Genomic DNA, 16,051 nt, shown 5'->3' on the forward strand with positions numbered 1-16,051 from the left:
TGGCGCCGCGGCAGGAAACACTTACTTGCGCTTGGCGCAGGCGTACATGTTGATTTCCATGCTTACAGGGATCTCAACGATGTTGGGCTTGTTCCATGCCATAGCATTTCTCCTCATTGAACACGGCGAGTGTGCCGCGCCCCATGGTGCGAATAGCTGCTTCAGGCAGCAATCTATGGCGCTCATAACCCGAGCGATATGGAACGAAGCATGCGTCGGCAATGCTAGAACCGGGCTTCGGGCCCGCTGTCGAGAAATGGCGGTACTGGCAGCAGATCCGGTGGCACGATGGCGCGGCTGGCTTCCTCCAGCGCCGCGATGAAACTGCGATAGGGCTCGATCCGCTGGTATTGAGACGGAATGAGCGCCACGATCCTGCGGGATACCGCATTGACTCGATAGAGGCGCACGCCCTTGAGCGTTTCGGCGCCATGCAGTAGCGACAATGTCGGCACCAGGCAAATGCCTGCCCCGGCCCGCACAAGTTCTGTCGCCACCTCGAAGCTGCGACACTGAGCGGCGACGCTGTTGTCCGGAAACAGCCGTTCGTACCAGTTCTGCACGCGTCGGGTTTGCTGCGTACCAAATGAGAAGCGGATCGACTGGTTGAGTATTGCATAGTGCTCGGCCGACAACTGACGAGCCGGATCGGTGATACCCGAAAGGTCCAACTGCTCGGGCACGGCAAGCACATGCTCATCGGCCAGCAAGCTGATCTGTGCAAACCCGCCACCAGAGTCGGGCACGGAATTCTCGGCCAGCAGGCCGACGGCAATGCGGCGGTCATAGAGCAGGTCGAGGATGTCGGCGGGTGCTCTGTCTTCGATGTCAAAATCGATCTGAGGGAGTATTTTGCGCAGGCGGGTCAGTGCCCCAGGTAAAAGTGTGCGCAAGACCGAGGTGATGCCGGCGACCCGGATCGTGGTCCGCCTGCCGGTCACATATTCCATCAGCCCATCCTCAAGCTCACGCATGCCCCGCAGCATGTGCTCCGCCCTGGGCATCAGGTATTGACCGGCTTCGGTCAGCTCCATCGCTCCCGGCCGACGGTTGAACAGCCGGGTTCCCACGAGCGTTTCGAGGCGCGAGAGCTGTTGGGAGAGCGATGGTTGCGTGATGCCGAGCTGCTTTGCTGCTTCCGTGAGGGTCGGTGCGTGTGCGACGGCGGCGAAGATGCGCAGCTGGTGCAGCGAGATGTCGTTGTGAATGGTGGGAGAGGCATTGATCATATGTGTTTCCACCGCAGGCATTCCCCGTGTTGCCGATCCCTGGCTTTTGTTCAAGGAGAAACTCGGCCAGCCAGATCCGCAACATCGCGCCCTGCCATACAAATGGCGCAGGTGAACTCTGCCCAACGGGCTGTTCAGATTACATTCATGCCGTTTGTTGCCTTTTGCGGTCACCGGGCCAGCCAGCCCACCCCATAAGGAGAACACAATGCAACTGAACAAGAGAGCCCTCAAAGCTGGCTTTGTCGCGGTAGCGTTACTTGCATCGGCGAGCGCTGCCATGGCCGCCCCTGGATTTGCCACCACCAATGTCAATGTTCGCTCGGGGCCAGGCACGGGCTACGGTGCCGTGGATACCCTCCGCCGCGGGGAACGCGTCGACGTTTCAGGTTGCCGCGGTGGGTGGTGCTATGTCGAGAAATCCGGGCCGGATGGCTGGGTTTCGGCGAGTTATCTGAACGCTGCTCGCTCGGCCTCTCAGCCGGTGATCCGCTTCCAGTTCAACTTTGGCAGCCCGCCGCGTTTTGAAGCGCCTCATCACCGGCCCTCGCCGCGGGATTGGGACCGACACCACCGCAACGACCGGGATTGGGACCGTCGTGATCGTGACCGCAATGACTGGGGCGGCCGAGATCGGGACCGGGATCGCCATGATTGGGACCGACGCTGAGCTGGTAAATTGACCCGAAGCCCCGGCACTTTGCCGGGGCTTTGTCGTGCGGAAAAGTGCCTCGGAATGAGGGCGCGGATAAAAGCCTATTGCAATAAGCGGCGATGTCCGCTTCGGTAGTGCTGCGTGCAAGCTCCGATTGTGCTTCGGTTTTTTTCGGTTCTGCTGCCGTGTGATGGGGAGGTTTTCAATGAACAAGAAACGTGCAATTCGGCTGTTCGGTGGCGCGGCGGCGGTGGTCGCAGCGGGCGCCACGATTTTGTTTGTGTCGGGTGCGGCCAACGGACTCGAAGCCACCGCGCCGGCGACGACGCCGGCCGTTTCAGCACAGCACTCCGACACTCGCATACAGATTGCCCAAGCCGACGCGGCGGCGGCCGAAACTCCGGTGTCCTATTCATCGGAGCAGGCCGACCGTGGCGAAACTCAGTTCGAGAGAAACTGTGTGGAATGCCACGGCGACGATCTGCGGGGTGGGCTGCTTGGCGGACCGCCGCTGCGCGGCCTGAGCTTTGAGGGGAAGTACGCCAATGGAGTGCAGGCCGGCGTGTTGTTCGAGGTCATGAGCGCGACCATGCCGCCCAATAATCCCGGCGGACTTTCGCCGAGTACCTATGCCGATTTGATGGCGTATATCCTCAAGCGGAACGGCTTTGCGGCCGGTGCGCCGCTACCCTCGGACGTGGACGCGCTTTACACCATGATCGTCGAGAAGTGACGGCTGCGCCCAGGTTCCGCGGGGCTTAAGTGATCGGCTCGGATTTGACCGTGCAGCTGGTGATGCTGCGGCTCCTTGCGGGGCTGATCCTTGCCACGGTGCAGGGCGTCACGATCGCCGCAATTGCCGTGCTGCTCGGCGACAAGGGTCCGCGCTACGACGCGCGATTGACCCTGATGCCTTTCGCGAATGTGGACCTGTTGGGCCTCGGCTCGATGATGCTGTCGGGGTTTGGCTGGAGCAAGCCGGTAACGATCGAGACGGCACAATTGCGATTTGGGCGCTGGGGTCTGGTGATCGCAGTGTTGGCGGGCAGCGCGGCGCTGCTTGCAGTGGGGTATCTGCTGCTGTTGCTGGTTATTCCGGCGCTGACGCTGCTGCCGTACACCGCCGGGCTGACCACCGCTGCATTCTTGCGCGTTGCGGCGCGGCTCTCGGTGTGGATGGCGCTGTTTACGCTGCTGCCCCTTCCGCCATTGGCGGGTGCGCATTTCCTCGCGGCGGCGGGCATAAAGATGCCTGCGGTCACTGGCACCGTGATCGGCTGGGGCCTCCTTCTTGCCTCGACGTTTGGATTTACCAGGACGATACTGGCGCCGCTATACAGGCTCGTCGCTCCACTGGTTCTGGGACCAGAGCTCGGCGGCTAGCTCACGACGCATTCTAATCGATGGGGGCCGCACCGTAGCGATCGAGGGTGGCAGCGATGGTGCCGTCGGCGGAAAGCTCGGCGAACGCGCCCTCAATAGCGCGCTTGAGGGTGATGTCGCCCTTCCAAAGTCCGAACACCAGATTATAGCGCCCGAGTTCGGGGGACGCCCAGGCAATCGTCCAGCCGTTTTCGGCCGCAAGCTTGGTTGCCAGCATCGCCTCAGTAACCCCGGCGTCGAGCGTGCCGTCCGCAATTGCGCCGACGAGGGCGTCGGCACTGGCGACAACCCGCGCCGTGGCGTTTTGAGTGCGCAGGAAACTGGCTAGCCCAATGCGGTCAAGGCCCGAGACCAGCGCCAGAGTGCCGACGGTAAGGCTTTCAATGGAGGCCAGCGGTGCCGGCGAGATGATAGCCCAACCGGTGTCGGCATACGCCGGCCCGGTTTCGAGAAACGACCTGGTCTGATCGGAGTCCACGACCCCGCCTGCGATTACCTGGCACTGGGCCCGATTGAGATTCCAGTTGCGCGGGTTGAAATCGCGACCCATGGCGCGGTTCTCGCTGATCAGCAACGATACGCCCATGTGATCTGCCACTGCTCGCAATAGCTCTATGTCAATGCCGGGTTTGTCGGGATCGCCGGTCACCAGTGGTGGATATAGAGGCGGCACGCAGGCCTTCAGGGAAGCGGTGGCTTCGACCTCCTGCAACGAGGTGTCCGGCGGCAACAGGCTGACCCCGACGAGGAGCGCTAAAAGCACTCCGACGCTAACTACATTGCGCATGGTAGCGGAAAGAGCCACGGCCTTACGCCCGGCGGAAGTCATAGAGCGCGATGCTGAACAGCACCACGCAGGCGACCACCATCACCGCGATCCCGGTCCAGGGGGCGAACTGGTTATAATTGATGAGCACGCCGCGCAGGGAATCGACCGCATAGGTGAGTGGATTGTACTCGACGATGGTGACCAGCCAGTCGGGATAGACGATACGCGTCTGGGCGCGGCTCAGTGCCGGATCGAGCGGAAAAATCGAGCTTGAGGTGAAATAGAGCGGCAGAATCACCGCATTTGAAAAGATGCCGAAGCCCTCGAAGCTGCGGATGCGATTGGCGATCACCACGCCCAGGGAGGTGAGCGCAAACGCCAGCAGCGTCATCAGGCCCAGCGCCTTCAGGACGTCGGTGAAGGTGAGCGATACATCGGCGAAGCGGGCAAGAACCAGCACGAGGGAGCCGTGCAGCACCGCCACGGTGGTGCCTCCCAGGATCTTGCCCAACAGCACGGTCGCCCGCGACAGCGGTGACACCAGGACCTCGCGCAGGAACCCGAATTCGCGGTCCCAGATGACCGAGACTGCGGACTGCACGGAGGTGAACATGATGTTGAGGGCAATGACGGCGGGAAAGATGAATTGCAGATAGGTGAAGGGCACAACGAACGTGACCTCACCATAGACTTCGCCGCGGAAATAGGGGTTGAGGCCAATGCCCAGGATCAGCACCCACAGGATTGGCCGGCTGACCCCGCCGACCAGCTGGCCGCGGTCGCGAAAGGCGCGTTTGACTTCTCTCAACCACAGCCCATAAAGCCCGCCGAGCTGCACCATCAGCGGGGAACGCCGTTGCCTTTTCCGAACTCCGCTCATCTCGTGTGTTCGCCTCCCCGGCGCCCAAAGGCGTGCGTTTGTTCGCGCGCACCCGCCGCCCGGTCGCGCAATTCGCGCCCGGTTAGCGACAGGAAAACGGTTTCAAGGCTCGGGGCCTCGACGTTGAGTGCCGTGATCCGCGTGCCGAACTCGGCCAGCAGCGCAGCGACGAACGCCTCGTCGCTGACAAACGTAAGCTCCGCGCCCTGCTTGCCGGTCAGCCGGTCGGCGAAGCGGGTGGCAATGGCCTCGCGATCTGGCTCGGTCGTCGGCATTATACGGAGCAATACCTGGCCGTGCGCCTGCTTGAGCGCGTCCGGCGTGTCGAGTGCCAGCACCTTCCCGCCATCGATGATGCAGACCCGATCGCACCCCTCGACCTCTTCGATATAGTGGGTGGTCACCAGCACAGTGATCTCCCGTTCGGCCCTCAGCCGACGCACATAGGCCCAGATGCGCTCGCGGGTCTGGGCATCAAGCCCGACGGTTGGTTCGTCGAGCAGCAGGATTTCGGAATCGTGGATGAGCGCCCGGGCAATCTCGAGCCGCCGCTTCATGCCGGACGACAGCGTTTTGACCGGCTTTGCCGCCCAGTCGGTAAGCTCCACCAGCGCCAGCATCTCCTCGATGCGTTGCCGCCGCAGCCGTCGGGGTACGCCGAACACCAGCCCGTGCAGTTCGAGGTTTTCTCGCACGGACAGCCGATCGTCGAGGCTGGGTTCCTGAAAGACTATGCCGAGCCGCTCTCGGGCGGCGAGCGGCTGCCGGGCGACATCGACGCCGCCGATAAGGGCCACGCCACTATCGGGCCGCAGGATCGTGGACAGGATGTGGAGCAGGGTGGTCTTGCCGGCGCCGTTGGGGCCCAGCAGGGCAAAAAGTTCCTTTTCGCGGACTGCAAAACTGACCTCGTCGAGCGCCAGCGTGCGCCCGTAGCGCTTGGATACGGCATCGACATGGATTGCGAGAGGCGGGGAAACCGGTGTGGGCTGGTCGGGCATTAGGGAACTACAGTCGCCGGAAATTCGTAGCTTTCCAGTAGGTTCGCAAAGGTTCCGTCGGCGCTGAGCGCCACGATTGCCTCGTCAATGGCGTTGCGCAGAAATTTCTGGTCCGACAGGACAATGGCGCCAACACCCAGCGTGGTTGGCGGCAACGGGGTTGAGTCGATCACGTGGAGATTGGCGTAGGCCGGGTCCTGGCGCTGCTTGGCCCACAGGTTCGGCGCCCACACCAGGGCCACATCGACGACGCCGTCGAGCAGGGATTCAAGAGCGAGATCGTTGGTGCCATACGGATAGGCGGGCCAGCGCCGCTCAGCCGGCAGCGCGGAGAGGTAGGAGACGAGCCGGATATGGGCCGACGTGCCAACGGTCGCCCCGATAGCACGTCCCGGTGGCAGATCGGCGAGCCGCTGCAGGTCCGGATCGGCGGTGACGAAGACGTATTGGGTGTCATAATAGGCGCGGGTGACGGAGATCCAGCTGCCATAACCCTCGGGGATCAGCTTGAAACCCATGTGAACGTCGCAATGCTTCAGCATGCGTGCATAGACCTTGGTGACGTCCTCAACGACGATGTCACTTTCCACCACGTGGCGCTGCGGTTCGAGCAACAGGCCCGAGGCGATGGCGTCGGCGATCGCAGCGGCGACCTCCCAGGCGGGATCGCGCTTATCGACGCAATAGCGTAGCTGGGATTCATCGAGCCGCCGGCCGATTTCCCACTGACCATCGGCAAAGGGCACCGCGTCGAATTCCGCCTCCTGGGCCACGGTTGGCCCTATCAGCAGCGCAATCATCGCCAGTGCCAGAGGGACGGCGGCCAGTCGCTGAAACGCATAAGCAAACGGCAAAACCGGGTCTCCAAAAAAGCCTCCGGGCGAAACCGGAAATTCCAGTTCGCCCGGGGGGGTAGCAGGGCGCTGGCCGACTAGTCCGGGAGCGCGAAGACGTAGAGCGTCACCGGGTTGTTTGGCGGTAGCTTGACGTCCGGCGTCAGCGACTGCAGGCGGCCAAGGCCGTTACCGAAGTTCGCCACCACAGCAATGTACTGCTTGCCATTGGCCTCATAGCTGATCGGGAACGACTCGAGCGAGTTACTCAATTTGCCGCTTTCCCAAAGGACGTCACCGGTCTCGTCATCAAAGGCGATGAGCTTGCGATCGAGCGTGCCCACGAACACCACGCCGCCGGCTGTTGGCAGGGTCGAGGTGGTGACGGGCGCATACTGCCGGTATTCCCACATGTCCGACTGGTCGGACAGCTTGACGGCACGGACCTGGCCGATATTGCCGTCGCCATCAGGGTGCTCGACGCGAGAATAAGTCTGCAAGCCACCGCCGGTGTAAATCTGGCCGGGGTCAAGCGGGTTCACGGTGGTGTTGGAGCAGAACTCTACCGTCGGCAGATAGAGGGCGCCGGTCCTGGGGCTGTAGGAGGTGGCTTGCCAAGCGCGTCCACCCGGGTCAGCCGGGCAGTTGAACGTGGTTTCGCCAATCACGGGGATGACGTCCGGGTTGATCTCTTTTTCCCCGGTTTCCTGATCGATCGAGAGCACCACGTTCTGCGGCACCGTTTCCTTGGCCCACAGCCACTTGCCGTCCTTACGGTCGATCGCTTCGATGATGCCGATCTTACCAGTCGTCACCAGCATGTCGTCGATGATCATGCGCTCGTAGACGTAGTCGAGGTCGAGCGAGTCAGTCGCCAAGTATTGGTGATACCACTTCAATTCGCCGCTGTTCGGGTCGATGGCGAGTGTCGAGTTGGTGTAGAGCGCCTCATTGGTGACGTTCGGGTCCGAGCTTGGGGGCGTTAGCCCGGCGATCTCGACGTTCCACGGATAGGGCTGGCCAACGCCGGCGAAGATCAGGTTCTGCTCGGGATCGTAGGAGCCCGTGATCCAGGCCGATGCACCATGGCGGCTCTCGAGCGGCACGCCGTTCCAGCTGTTGCCCTCGGGTGTATCGCCACGTGCGATGGTGTTGACCCGCCAGATTTCCTCGCCGGTGTCCACGTCGTGACCGGTAAAGAAGCAGCCGCCAGGCTGGGCGTTGCTGCAGTTGGTCATGCCCTGGACAATGACGCCGTTGGCGACGAGCGGTCCGCTCGAAAAGGCGAAGCCCTTGTTGTAGTCGGCGACCTGCTGGTCCCAAACGAGCTGGCCGGTCTTGATGTCCAGCGCAATGATGTGCGCGTCGCGGGTAGCGACGATCAGGTTATCACCGAAGATGGCCTTGGAGCGTTCGCCGCCGGGGTTCACGTCATCGGGCAACTCATGCTGGTACTCCCAGATCAGATCGCCCGTGGCAGCGTCCAGCGCCTGGATGCGGTGGTCGGCATTCTGGATGAACATGACGCCGTCGTGAACGAGGGGGGTCTCCTGCGTCCGTCCGCCGGGGCTCATGCCCCAGGACCATGCAAGCTCCAGCTCGTCGACGTTCTCCTTATTGATCTCCTCGAGCGGGCTGTAGCCCCAGCCGTCATAGGTCCGGCGCCACATCAGCCAATCGGCGTCCGGCGGATTGAGCAGCATCTCCTCGGTGACCGGAGTGATGCTGTCGATGGGGCCATCTTGTGCCATGGCCGCTTGCACCGCCAGCATCGACGTCATCGAAGCAGCGATCGCAACAATCGCGCTCAGTCTCGGATTCGTCTTCATCTTTTGCCTCCTCAGCCTCATTGTAACTGCCGCTCGGCTTTTTTGACTTGCCGGCCGATCTTGTATGTTAGATTGCCCTCAGCTAATCGGAAGCCGCAGACTGCGTCAAGCTGACACACCGCCAAATGTATTAAGCCTAGACTTTAGGCGTATGCCGCGAGTGGGAGGGGGCGTCATTGCCTGCCGGAAGGTAGGTGGGGCCGGGTGATCGGGAGACGTGCTGAAGCTGGGCTCAAGGGGAGCCTGAGACTGCGGAGTAGGGCGCCGGGTGCGAGCGGCATCCCGGTGTTGTCAGTGTGGAACTGAGTTAGTTCAGGGCCTTGAAGGCTTCATCGAGTGTCGTCGCTGGCATATCAAAGCAACTGTCGAGGATCGCCTGGGAGCTCACATCTATGGTTGCCGTAGCCTCGGCGCCGCCGCCTACATCGCCGGTCGTGGCGGCGACATCGGCTTCGTCGGAAGAGCTGGGTTCGGTGGAGTCGGGTGTCGAGGCCGTCGCATCGGAATCGCCGGATCGGCTGTCCGCGGTCCGTGCGTACTGGTAGCCGCGCAAGAACGCGGTGGCTTCTTCGGGCTCCATTTCATTGAGATCGGCGCAGGTCAGCACTTCCATCTCGCCGGCGCTCCCGGCGTCTGAACCCGGGCTCGTCTGGACCGCATCCTGCGATGCGGCTGTTCCGGCTAAACCAAGTACGGCAAATGCGGCCAGCGGTATCAATATCCCGGGCATGGCTTGCTCCTAGTTTCAAGGTTTCGGGGCGACGCTCAGCCTACAACCTTGCCCGGTTCGATTAGTTTCACCGGATGACGGGTTTGTTGTGGTACCCAGGGCGCCGAAGGCTGTCGGCGGCCAGTGTCACATTTTGGCAACAATTGTCTTGAATGGATGGGCAAATTGGGTCAGGCTCTGCCTCCCGTGGTGGAGACGGAGAGCCATCGGCATTTAATGAGTGAAGCAGCCAGCATCGGCAATGAGCCGGGGCCCCGTTCCGGGCTCGAGACTACCACACCAGCGCGCGCGCCTTTCCAGACGCGTCGCAGCAATAAATCCTTGCGCGTGCTTGGCCTGGTGGTTGTCTCTGCATCGGTGCTGATGTCCTCGATCTCGTTCCTGATCCTGTCGGGGACTACCAATATCGAGCCCTCGACCACGGTGTGGACCGTGATCTGGATTGTCACCGGCATTCTGGTGCTGCTGATGATCGCGCTGGTTGTGACCGAGGCGCTGCTACTGATCCAGGGGCGCATGCAGCGCCAGCCCGGCTCCTCCATGCAGGTTCGCATGGTGACGATGTTTGCCCTGGTGGCGGCCATCCCGGCGGCCTTGGTCGCCGTGGTGGCGACGATTGCGCTCAACCAGGGACTCGATCAGTGGTTCTCCGAGCGTACCCGGTCCATGGTAGAAAGCTCGCGACTGGTCGCGCGTTCGTACATGCTGGAGCACGCGCAGGTGCTGCGCGACGACGTGATCTGGGTAGCAACAGAGCTAGAGCAGGCGCACGCGACTTATGACGCTGACAAGACTCGTTTCCAGCGCATCCTGACGGCGCTTGCGGTGACGCGCTCGCTGCCGTTCACATCGCTGGTGAATGCCGAGGGCGAGACGCTGATGCGGGCTCAGATCGCGGTGCAGGGGGCCTATCCTAAGCTACCCGAGGGCATTACGGATGGCTTGGTTGAGGGCATCCCGGCGGCGATTGCGCCGGGGCGGATCAATCTGGTGGGCTCGGTCATCAAGCTTCGCGGCTATGACGACACCTATCTGTTCGTGGCGCGGCCGATGGAAGCCGAAGTGCTCGAATATATGCGGCTCACGGACGAAAATATCACCGAGTACCGGGAATATGCGTCCAACCGGCTGGTGTTTCAGATCACGTTCACCATCATGTATGTGGGCCTGGCGGTGGTGCTGCTGTTGGCCGCGCTGTGGATCGGTATCGCGCTGGCGAACCGCTTCGTGGACCCGATCCGCAATCTGATGATCGCCTCCAATCGCGTCAGTGGCGGCGATCTGGACGTGCAGGTTCCGGTGCAGGAAGGCCGTGGTGATCTGCGCGATTTGTCCAACGGTTTCAATAGGATGACGCAGCAGCTGAAGAACCAGCATCATGCGCTGCTGACCGCCAGCGAGATGAATGAAAAGCGCCGTCAGTTCACCGAGGCGGTGGTGGAAGGGGTGTCGGCCGGCATTATCGGGCTTGATCCGTTTGGTGCGGTGACGCTGGTCAATGCCCGCGCCTGTCAGATGCTGGAGCGCGATGAAATTGCGCTGATGGGCGAGCGGATCGAGGATGCCATGCCGGAAATGGCGCCTATTCTGGAGCGGGCACGTTCTGCCCGGCGCGGGCAGGTGCGGGACCAGATCCAGCTCGGCAATGAAACTGACCGGCGGACCTATCAGGTGCAATTGACGCGTGAGGGTTCGATAACCGAGTCCAAGGGATATGTGCTGACGTTCGACGACATCACCGACCTCGAATCGGCGCAGAGGACCAGTGCATGGGCTGACGTGGCGCGACGCATTGCTCACGAGATCAAGAATCCGCTGACCCCGATCCAACTCTCTGCCGAGCGCCTGCGCCGCCGTTATGGTTCCAAGCTTGAGGATGATCGCGAAGTCTTCGACAAGTGCATCAACACCATTGTGCGTCAGGTGGGCGATATCGGCCGGATGGTCGACGAGTTTTCGGCTTTCGCCCGGATGCCCGAGGCCGCGCCCGAGAAGGCTGATCTGTCGGATACGGTACGCCAGGCAGTGTTCCTCGAAAGCGTTCGCCTGCCCGAAGTGATCATCCATACCGGACTGCCGCAGGAGGCAATCTACGCCTGGTTTGACACAAGGCTGATTGCCCAGTCTCTCACCAATCTTATCAAGAATGCCGTGGAAGCCTTTGAAACGGTGGAAAAGAGTGAGAATTGGACGCCTACGATCTGGGTTCAGGCGCAGATCGAAGGTAATCACGCCCGCGTTGCCGTTTCCGACAATGGCAAGGGCTGGCCCAAGGACAATCGCCAGCGGCTGCTCGAGCCCTATATGACGACGCGCGAGAAGGGCACCGGCCTCGGCCTCGCCATTGTGGCCAAGATCATCGAGCAGCATGGCGGCATTGTTGAACTGGTCGATGCGGAGCCTGATCCCACCGGACGGGTCGGCGCCTGCGTCACCTTCACCCTGCCGCTCGACCCACCCAGCATCAATTCGAAAGCGGCGCACGGACCGAACCAGCCGGATACGGAATCCGCCCAAAAAGAGGAGCCGCTTTACCAAGCGGCGGTACATAAATAATGGCACTCGACATCCTCATCATCGATGACGAAGACGATATTCGCGAACTGATCGCCGGCATCCTGGAGGATGAAGGCTATGAGGCGCGCCAGGCCCATGACGCGGACAGCGGCCTCAACGAAATCGCGCGTCGGCGGCCCAGTCTGGTTTTTCTGGATATCTGGATGCAGGGATCGCGGCTGGACGGGCTGCAATTGCTGGACGTGTTCCAGAGCCAGCACCCCGATATGCCGGTCGTTATGATCTCTGGCCACGGCAATGTGGAAACGGCTGTTTCCGCTATCCGGCGCGGTGCCTACGACTATATCGAGAAGCCGTTCAAGATCGACCGCTTGCTGCACATCACGCAACGGGCGATGGAGGCGACGCGACTGCGCAATGAAGTGGCCGAGCTCAAGGAGCGCTCTTCATCCAAGAGCATCGAAATGGTGGGTAATTCCCCAGCGCTGCAGCAGGTGAAGGCGACGATCGAGAAATCGGCTCCGACCAATTCGCGCATTTTCATCTCGGGGCCATCGGGGGCCGGCAAGGGGTTGGTGGCGCGGCTGATCCACCAGCGCAGCCCGCGAGCCGACGCGCCGTTCATCGAGATCAATGCTTCGCTTTATGCGCCCGAAGAAGTGCCGGTCGTGCTGTTCGGGCGGGAAGTGCGTGAGAAAACGGGCATCTTGAAGGTGGAAGTCGGTGCGCTGGAAAAGGCGCATGGCGGCACGCTTTATCTGTCCGAAGTGACGACGCTGCCGGCCCAGACCCAGGCAGCACTGCTCCGCACGCTCGTGGAAAATCGCTTTCATCGCGTTGGCGGAACACAGGCCGTGCCTATCGATGTGCGTATCATTGCCGCCAGTTCGCAGAACGTGGCTGCGCAGATCGAGGCGGGTGAATTCCGCTCGGATCTGTTCCATCGTCTATCGATCGTGCCACTGCCACTGACACCGATCAAGGAGCGGCGTGAAGACGTGCCGCCGCTGGTTAATGTGTTCATCGACCAGATCTGCCGGATGCATAATCTGCAGCGCATGACCGTTGGTGAGGATGCCATGGCGGTGCTGCAGGCGCAGGAATGGCCGGGCAATGCGCGGCAGTTGCGCAACTCCATCGAGCGGTTGCTGATTCTGATGAAGGACCAGTTGCCCGACGGTAATGTCATTACCGCCGCCATGTTGCCGTCCGATATTGGCGAAGTGCTGCCCACGGTCGGCGATACCGACGCTTCGGCGCATCTGATGAGTCTGCCTCTGCGGGAGGCTCGCGAGGTGTTCGAGCGGCAATATCTGCTGGCGCAGATCGAGCGATTTGGCGGCAATATCTCCAAGACTGCGGAGTTTGTGGGCATGGAGCGCAGCGCGCTTCACCGCAAAATCAAGTCCCTCGGACTGTAGAAGGGCCTCATATATTTGTGCCCGTGCCATGCGCCCGGCGCGGGTAGGCATCAAAATTGAAGTGTGCCATAGTGTTGAATGCGCGATGATTTCGCGCCGGCGGGGGCTCGGCGGCAGCCTTCGGCCGACAAGCCCAGCAATGGCAGCGACAACGGCGCCAAGCAATGCCGCAGAAAAAAGAGGCCTAAATGCCCAGCGAAAAGCAGCAAAATCTGCAAGATTCCTTCCTCAACCACGTTCGCAAGCAGAAAGTGCCCGTTACGATTTTCCTGGTGAACGGCGTCAAACTGCAGGGCGTGATCACCTGGTTCGACAATTTCTGTCTTCTGTTACGTCGGGACGCCCAGTCGCAACTGGTTTACAAGCACGCCATTTCAACCATCATGCCGGGCGCGCCAATCCAGTTGTTCGATCCCGAGCAGAACCAAGACAGCGACTGACACATAGATGACCGAATTTGGCGACGACGAAGAGGCCGTCCGCAAGGGTGGCCCGCAGGGGTTTGTTGATCAGCGCTATCAGCCTTTCCGTGTGGGCCTCGTCGTTCCAGACGTGCGTGGCAGCACTTCGCAGCATTCGCTTGACGCGCGCCTAGCCGAATTCGAAGGCCTGGCTGGTGCTATCGAGCTGGACATCGTTTTCTCCGAAGTGGTCAAGGTTCGCGAGATCAAGCCAGCTACGTTCATCGGCGGCGGCCACACCGAGACGCTGGCGGGCAAGGTCAAGGAACACAAGATCGATCTGCTGTTGGTCGATGCGCAATTGACGGCCATCCAGCAGCGCAATCTCGAAAAGGAAACCCATGCCAAGGTATTGGACCGCACGGGACTGATCCTCGAGATTTTCGGCGATCGGGCGGCGACCCGTGAAGGTGTGCTGCAGGTCGAGCTTGCACATCTCAATTACCAGAAGGGGCGGCTGGTCCGCTCCTGGACCCACCTCGAAAGACAGCGCGGTAGTGGTGGCAGCGGCTTCATGGGCGGTCCGGGCGAAACCCAGATCGAAAGTGACCGCCGCCAGATCATGGACCGTATCGTGCTGCTCGAAGATCGGTTGGATAAGGTCAAGAAGACCCGTGTCCAACAGCGCGCGCAGCGTATCGGCACGCCGATCGTGGCGCTGGTGGGCTACACCAATGCGGGTAAATCGACCCTGTTCAATGCCCTCACGCATTCGGAAGTGTTCGCCAAGGACCTGCTGTTTGCGACGCTCGATACGACGGTGCGCAAGCTCGAACTGCCGCATGGGCGCGAGATCATGCTGAGCGACACCGTGGGATTCGTGGCCGATCTGCCGACCGATCTGGTTGCGGCATTCCGCGCCACGCTGGAAGAGGTGCTCGATGCCGACGTGATTCTGCACGCTCGTGACATTTCCAGTGTCGATCATCTGGCGCAGGCACAAGATGTGCTGAAGGTTCTGGGCGATCTGGGTGTGTCGCCCGAGACGACGCCGATCATCGAAGTGTGGAACAAGATCGATCTGCTGGGGCAGGGCGACTTGCCGATTGACGAGTTGCTGGCGGGCATTACGCCATCGAGCAAGGTCGCCAGCGTGGTTCCGGTCTCTGCGGTAACCGGTCAGGGCATCGACGAGCTTAAGCTAGCCATCGAAACCGCGCTGGGCGAGAACAGCCGCACCTACCATGTGCATGTGCCGCACACGGCGGGAGCGGATATCGGCTGGCTGCATTCGCACGCCGAGATCATCTCGCGTGATGAACCGACGGAGACGGGTTCGGGCTTTGTGGTTCGGGTGGAACCCCGGCATAGGGCTGCGTTCATCGAGCGGTTCAATGGCCGGATCGAAAGCCCTGACGTTTAGGCTTTGTCCGCGGCCCTGATCTCGTTCCAGTAGCCATCCAGACGATCGAGCCCGGCGTTTGCGGGTTCGATACCGTCTTCGCGGCAGCGGGCCTCGACGTGGTGGAAGCGGCGCGTGAACTTGAAGTTGGCGTCGCGCAGGGCTGCCTCGGGATCGACGCCAGCCTTACGGGCGAGGTTGGCTACAGCAAATAGCAGATCGCCAATTTCTTCGTGGACGGCAGATGTGTTGCCGGTAGCCTGAGCTTCCATGACCTCGGCGAGTTCCTCATCCACCTTGGCCTTGACCGACGCAAGGTCCGGCCAATCAAAACCAACCTTGGCGGCGCGCTTGGTCAGCTTTTCGGCGCGCACGAGTGCAGGGAGCGCGTTGGGAACATCGTCCAGCAGGGAAGGGGTTTCGTTGCCCTTGCGAGCGGCTTTTGCCGTCCGTTCTTCGACCTTGATTGCTTCCCACTGGCCTTTTGCGAGTGCGGCACTGGCGGCCGCTTCCTCGCCGAAGACGTGAGGGTGGCGGCGGATCAGTTTTTCGGTGATGGAATAGATCACGTCGCCGATGTCGAAATAGCCGGCCTCACTGGCCATCTGCGCGTGAAAGATCGGCTGGAACAGCAGATCGCCCAGTTCTTCGCGCAGATCGGCCCAGTCCTGGCGCTCTATGGCGTCGGAAACCTCATAGGCCTCTTCGATCGTATAATGCCGGATGCTGGAAAAATCCTGTTCCAAATCCCACGGGCAGCCGCCGTCAGGATTGCGCAGCGCCGCCATGATTTCGATGAGACGGGAAATATCGCGGGAAGGCTGCATGGCACTCGGATCGGTTGAATCGATGCGTGCACATTAGCAGCTATGGGGAGCGGGGCCAGTCAGCCGGCATCAGAAACGCGGGGGGCGGGTTGCTACTGATGCCGGCTGCCCGGACGACATTTGCTGACGCGACGAAACCCGCATGGGAATTTGAACGTCAACGCCTATGGTGTA

The 16,051-nt window shown here is 61.4% G+C and carries 16 protein-coding genes; 7 read left to right on the forward strand and 9 right to left on the reverse strand.

Features of this window, described 5'->3' with window-relative positions; all coding sequences use genetic code 11:
* Positions 1–21: 21 nt before the first annotated feature.
* Positions 22–102, reverse strand: coding sequence for a pyrroloquinoline quinone precursor peptide PqqA (pqqA, locus tag C8264_RS02430; protein ID WP_108459335.1), 81 nt, complete (start codon positions 100–102; stop codon positions 22–24).
* Positions 103–224: 122 nt separating this feature from the next.
* Positions 225–1,229 carry a LysR family transcriptional regulator gene (locus C8264_RS02435; protein WP_162783419.1) on the reverse strand — a complete coding sequence of 335 codons (1,005 nt, stop codon included), beginning with the start codon at positions 1,227–1,229 and terminating at the stop codon, positions 225–227.
* 208 nt (positions 1,230–1,437) lie between these two features.
* Between C8264_RS02435 and C8264_RS02440 the strand changes: the two genes are divergently transcribed.
* The 3 genes from C8264_RS02440 to C8264_RS02450 all read left to right on the forward strand — a co-directional run bounded on the left by C8264_RS02440 (position 1,438) and on the right by C8264_RS02450 (position 3,267).
* Positions 1,438–1,899, forward strand: a complete 462-nt coding sequence (locus C8264_RS02440) for an SH3 domain-containing protein (protein ID WP_108459502.1) — start codon at positions 1,438–1,440, stop codon at positions 1,897–1,899.
* Positions 1,900–2,089: 190 nt separating this feature from the next.
* Positions 2,090–2,617 carry a c-type cytochrome gene (locus C8264_RS02445; protein WP_162783420.1) on the forward strand — a complete coding sequence of 176 codons (528 nt, stop codon included), beginning with the start codon at positions 2,090–2,092 and terminating at the stop codon, positions 2,615–2,617.
* A gap of 29 nt (positions 2,618–2,646) precedes the next feature.
* Positions 2,647–3,267, forward strand: a complete 621-nt coding sequence (locus C8264_RS02450; protein WP_108459338.1) for a zinc metalloprotease — start codon at positions 2,647–2,649, stop codon at positions 3,265–3,267.
* Positions 3,268–3,280: 13 nt separating this feature from the next.
* On the opposite strand, the gene C8264_RS02455 is transcribed toward C8264_RS02450, so the two are convergent.
* The 6 genes from C8264_RS02455 to C8264_RS02480 form a co-directional block, all read right to left on the reverse strand.
* Positions 3,281–4,072 carry a substrate-binding periplasmic protein gene (locus tag C8264_RS02455; protein ID WP_162783421.1) on the reverse strand — a complete coding sequence of 264 codons (792 nt, stop codon included), beginning with the start codon at positions 4,070–4,072 and terminating at the stop codon, positions 3,281–3,283.
* Between the two features lie 4 nt (positions 4,073–4,076).
* Positions 4,077–4,877, reverse strand: coding sequence for an ABC transporter permease (locus C8264_RS02460; protein WP_108459340.1), 801 nt, complete (start codon positions 4,875–4,877; stop codon positions 4,077–4,079).
* Between the two features lie 35 nt (positions 4,878–4,912).
* The gene (locus C8264_RS02465; protein ID WP_108459341.1) at positions 4,913–5,917 is read right to left on the reverse strand and encodes an ABC transporter ATP-binding protein; all 1,005 of its coding nucleotides are present in this window, start codon (positions 5,915–5,917) and stop codon (positions 4,913–4,915) included.
* Positions 5,917–6,771, reverse strand: coding sequence for a substrate-binding periplasmic protein (locus C8264_RS02470; protein WP_108459342.1), 855 nt, complete (start codon positions 6,769–6,771; stop codon positions 5,917–5,919). The genes C8264_RS02465 and C8264_RS02470 overlap by 1 nt, the downstream gene beginning before the upstream one ends.
* 77 nt (positions 6,772–6,848) lie before the next feature.
* Positions 6,849–8,579 (reverse strand): pyrroloquinoline quinone-dependent dehydrogenase, encoded by a 1,731-nt coding sequence (locus C8264_RS02475; RefSeq protein ID WP_162783422.1) that lies wholly within the window; start codon positions 8,577–8,579, stop codon positions 6,849–6,851.
* 307 nt (positions 8,580–8,886) lie between these two features.
* On the reverse strand, positions 8,887–9,309 hold the full coding sequence (locus C8264_RS02480; protein ID WP_108459344.1) for a hypothetical protein: 423 nt from the start codon (positions 9,307–9,309) through the stop codon (positions 8,887–8,889).
* Between the two features lie 216 nt (positions 9,310–9,525).
* Here C8264_RS02480 and C8264_RS02485 point away from each other — a divergent pair, with 216 nt between their 5' ends.
* The 4 genes from C8264_RS02485 (at position 9,526) to hflX (ending at position 15,071) form a co-directional block, all read left to right on the forward strand.
* Positions 9,526–11,865, forward strand: coding sequence for a sensor histidine kinase NtrY-like (locus C8264_RS02485; protein WP_162783423.1), 2,340 nt, complete (start codon positions 9,526–9,528; stop codon positions 11,863–11,865).
* Positions 11,865–13,247, forward strand: coding sequence for a nitrogen assimilation response regulator NtrX (gene ntrX / locus C8264_RS02490; RefSeq protein ID WP_108459346.1), 1,383 nt, complete (start codon positions 11,865–11,867; stop codon positions 13,245–13,247). The genes C8264_RS02485 and ntrX overlap by 1 nt, the downstream gene beginning before the upstream one ends.
* Before the next feature lie 188 nt (positions 13,248–13,435).
* A complete protein-coding gene (gene hfq, locus C8264_RS02495; protein WP_046138466.1) occupies positions 13,436–13,687 on the forward strand; it encodes an RNA chaperone Hfq in 252 nt (83 codons plus the stop codon).
* Between the two features lie 7 nt (positions 13,688–13,694).
* Positions 13,695–15,071 (forward strand): GTPase HflX, encoded by a 1,377-nt coding sequence (gene hflX / locus C8264_RS02500; protein ID WP_108459347.1) that lies wholly within the window; start codon positions 13,695–13,697, stop codon positions 15,069–15,071.
* On the opposite strand, the gene mazG is transcribed toward hflX, so the two are convergent.
* Entirely contained in the window at positions 15,068–15,877 is an 810-nt protein-coding gene (gene mazG, locus C8264_RS02505; RefSeq protein WP_108459348.1) for a nucleoside triphosphate pyrophosphohydrolase, read from the reverse strand. The two genes, hflX and mazG, sit on opposite strands and share 4 nt — an antisense overlap.
* Positions 15,878–16,051: the final 174 nt, after the last annotated feature.

This window comes from Devosia naphthalenivorans (assembly GCF_003056355.1).
GTDB lineage: Bacteria > Pseudomonadota > Alphaproteobacteria > Rhizobiales > Devosiaceae > Devosia > Devosia naphthalenivorans.

Bases quoted from the DNA above. Each gene is read 5' to 3' on its own strand.
- pqqA (WP_108459335.1), bottom strand. From the start codon at position 102: ATGGCATGGAACAAGCCCAACATCGTTGAGATCCCTGTAAGCATGGAA.
- C8264_RS02435 (WP_162783419.1), bottom strand. From the start codon at position 1,229: ATGATCAATGCCTCTCCCACCATTCACAACGACATCTCGCTGCACCAG.
- C8264_RS02440 (WP_108459502.1), top strand. From the start codon at position 1,438: ATGCAACTGAACAAGAGAGCCCTCAAAGCTGGCTTTGTCGCGGTAGCG.
- C8264_RS02445 (WP_162783420.1), top strand. From the start codon at position 2,090: ATGAACAAGAAACGTGCAATTCGGCTGTTCGGTGGCGCGGCGGCGGTG.
- C8264_RS02460 (WP_108459340.1), bottom strand. From the start codon at position 4,877: ATGGTGCAGCTCGGCGGGCTTTATGGGCTGTGGTTGAGAGAAGTCAAA.
- C8264_RS02465 (WP_108459341.1), bottom strand. From the start codon at position 5,917: ATGCCCGACCAGCCCACACCGGTTTCCCCGCCTCTCGCAATCCATGTC.
- C8264_RS02475 (WP_162783422.1), bottom strand. From the start codon at position 8,579: ATGAAGACGAATCCGAGACTGAGCGCGATTGTTGCGATCGCTGCTTCG.
- C8264_RS02480 (WP_108459344.1), bottom strand. From the start codon at position 9,309: ATGCCCGGGATATTGATACCGCTGGCCGCATTTGCCGTACTTGGTTTA.
- C8264_RS02485 (WP_162783423.1), top strand. From the start codon at position 9,526: ATGAGTGAAGCAGCCAGCATCGGCAATGAGCCGGGGCCCCGTTCCGGG.
- ntrX (WP_108459346.1), top strand. From the start codon at position 11,865: ATGGCACTCGACATCCTCATCATCGATGACGAAGACGATATTCGCGAA.
- hfq (WP_046138466.1), top strand. From the start codon at position 13,436: ATGCCCAGCGAAAAGCAGCAAAATCTGCAAGATTCCTTCCTCAACCAC.
- hflX (WP_108459347.1), top strand. From the start codon at position 13,695: ATGACCGAATTTGGCGACGACGAAGAGGCCGTCCGCAAGGGTGGCCCG.
- mazG (WP_108459348.1), bottom strand. From the start codon at position 15,877: ATGCAGCCTTCCCGCGATATTTCCCGTCTCATCGAAATCATGGCGGCG.